The sequence below is a fragment of the Mariprofundus micogutta genome, from assembly GCF_001895085.1.
In the GTDB taxonomy this organism is placed as follows: domain Bacteria; phylum Pseudomonadota; class Zetaproteobacteria; order Mariprofundales; family Mariprofundaceae; genus Mariprofundus; species Mariprofundus micogutta.
Map to the genome: position 1 here is coordinate 1 of NZ_BDFD01000046.1, position 2102 is coordinate 2102.

Below are 2102 nucleotides of genomic sequence, written 5' to 3' on the forward strand. Positions count from 1 at the left end.
TACTGGGATATTCCAATAAGGGTGGAATCTTCCAATAATACCCTAAGGGCATTCCAATATTGCCGTATGAGCAGCTATTAAACATAGCAAACCTCCTGACAACAAATGTAGGGTAGCATCATATAGCTGTGTATCAAATGGATTGTTTTCAGGCTCCACATTGCTAGCTCCCTTCTGAACCTCTGATCTATCCATATCTGAAAGTACAGTAACGATAACCATCTGCGACAATAGCGACTTTAGACTTTCGAATTAACCCTTGGGTTTAAGCGATGCTACAAATTCACGGATACCGCCCTGAACCTCTTCGATGCGCGAGGCCATTGAATCCGTCACAGAAATCATTTCATCTGAAGATTTATCTACATTAATCGCTGCGTTTGCTAACTTACCCACATTGGCACTTGCATTACTCATGCTCGCATCTGCTTCTTGTGCAGCATTAGAGATTTCTCTACCTGCAAGGCTTTGTTGTGCCATTGCCTCAGCAACGGAAGATGTGAATGTATTTATTTCGTTAATGGTTATGCAAATCTGATTAATTACATCGGCGGCTTTATTGCTATCTACTTGGATGCCTTCCACCTGTTCTCGAATTTGATTGGTTGCAAGAGATGTTTGATTGGCTAAATCTTTTACCTCACTCGCTACCACGGAGAATCCTCTACCAGCCTCACCTGCCCGAGCGGCTTCAATACTGGCATTTAGTGCTAGCAAATTAGTTTGCTCTGCAATATCTGATATTGTTTTTATAATAGAACCTATTTCATCTGCAACATGACTTAGTTTATCCATCATTTGAGTGGCTGATTCAGCTTGCATAACAGCTTGAGATGAGACTTTTTGAGTTTCTGTCAGTTGGCGCGATACATCAGCAATTGACGTTGACATTTCTTCAATAGCTGCGGCTGTGCTGTTTACGTGTGATGCGCCATCAGAAACGCCATTCAATGCACTTTCACTCTGTGATGCCAGGGAATCAGCAATTTCATCCATTGCCTTTGCTGCACCGCTTACTTGATGTGCCTCTGTAGCTAAACCTTCGACAAGAGAACCGACACTGCCTTCAAAGGCATTAGCCATCTTAATTTGTGCCTGTGTTTTTTCAGCTTCCACTTGTTGCTGTTCATGTAAACGAGCTTCCGCCATAGCTTTACCTTCAAAGATTTCAAATTGAAGAATTGATTGCATGGTCTTCATATCATCAGATATATCGCCAAACTCATCATGCATATGCTTTATCGGCATCTTACTGAAGTTTCCTTCTACGATTTGTTGCATACCTTCAGTAATATCTTTAAGTGGCTTGAATGTTTTATGTGCCATTACTGTTATTAATAAAACAGAAAGTATTCCGCCTGCAATATTAGTTGCAGGGAGAAGAGATATTGAACTTTCAGAATAAATCATAATTGACGTAGCCAAAGTAACACACGTAGATGCTGCGGCTGCCAGCATTACAGATTTTAGTTTGAGCTTACTATAAAAGTTAGCTTTCAGCGTTAGAGGGATATTGGCTTTGCCTGCATTTACATCCTTATACAAGTTTTCAGCAAAATTGATTTGTTCTTGAGTGGGCGCTGTTCGTATTGAGATATAACCTGAGACACGCCCACTACTATTATATTCAGGTGAAGCATTGGCGACTACCCAATAATAATCACCATTCTTACAGCGGTTTTTTACAATACCTGTCCAAGGTTGTTCTTCATTAAGAGTATCCCACAAATCTTGAAATGCAGCAGCAGGCATATCTGGATGACGTACCAGATTATGAGGTTGACCAGTTAACTCTTCTACGGTGTATCCAGCAATGTCACAAAATGCTTTGTTCGCATATGTAATCTTACCCTTCAAATCAGTACGTGAAACTAATATTTCATGTGGCTTCATTTTTCGTTCTTTTTTAGTGACAGGTTGATTATTGCGCATGGGCGACCCCAATGGTTTATTTTAATGTGCATAAGAAAGCTTTATGCCAAGTGCATACTTATTGTGCGGCTATTATTGTTTTGTTCTCTGAAAACATCTACTCCCATAACAAATATGGGGCTATTTAGGATATATGTAGGCTACTTATGAAAAAGTGATCCTTATGGGTT

General features: G+C 40.1%; 1 protein-coding gene. It reads right to left on the reverse strand.

Annotation, left to right across the window (positions count from 1 at the left end; genetic code table 11):
- Positions 1 to 252: 252 nt before the first annotated feature.
- The gene (locus tag MMIC_RS12345) at positions 253 to 1932 is read right to left on the reverse strand and encodes a methyl-accepting chemotaxis protein (protein WP_072660769.1); all 1680 of its coding nucleotides are present in this window, start codon (positions 1930 to 1932) and stop codon (positions 253 to 255) included.
- Between the last annotated feature and the right edge of the window lie 170 nt (positions 1933 to 2102).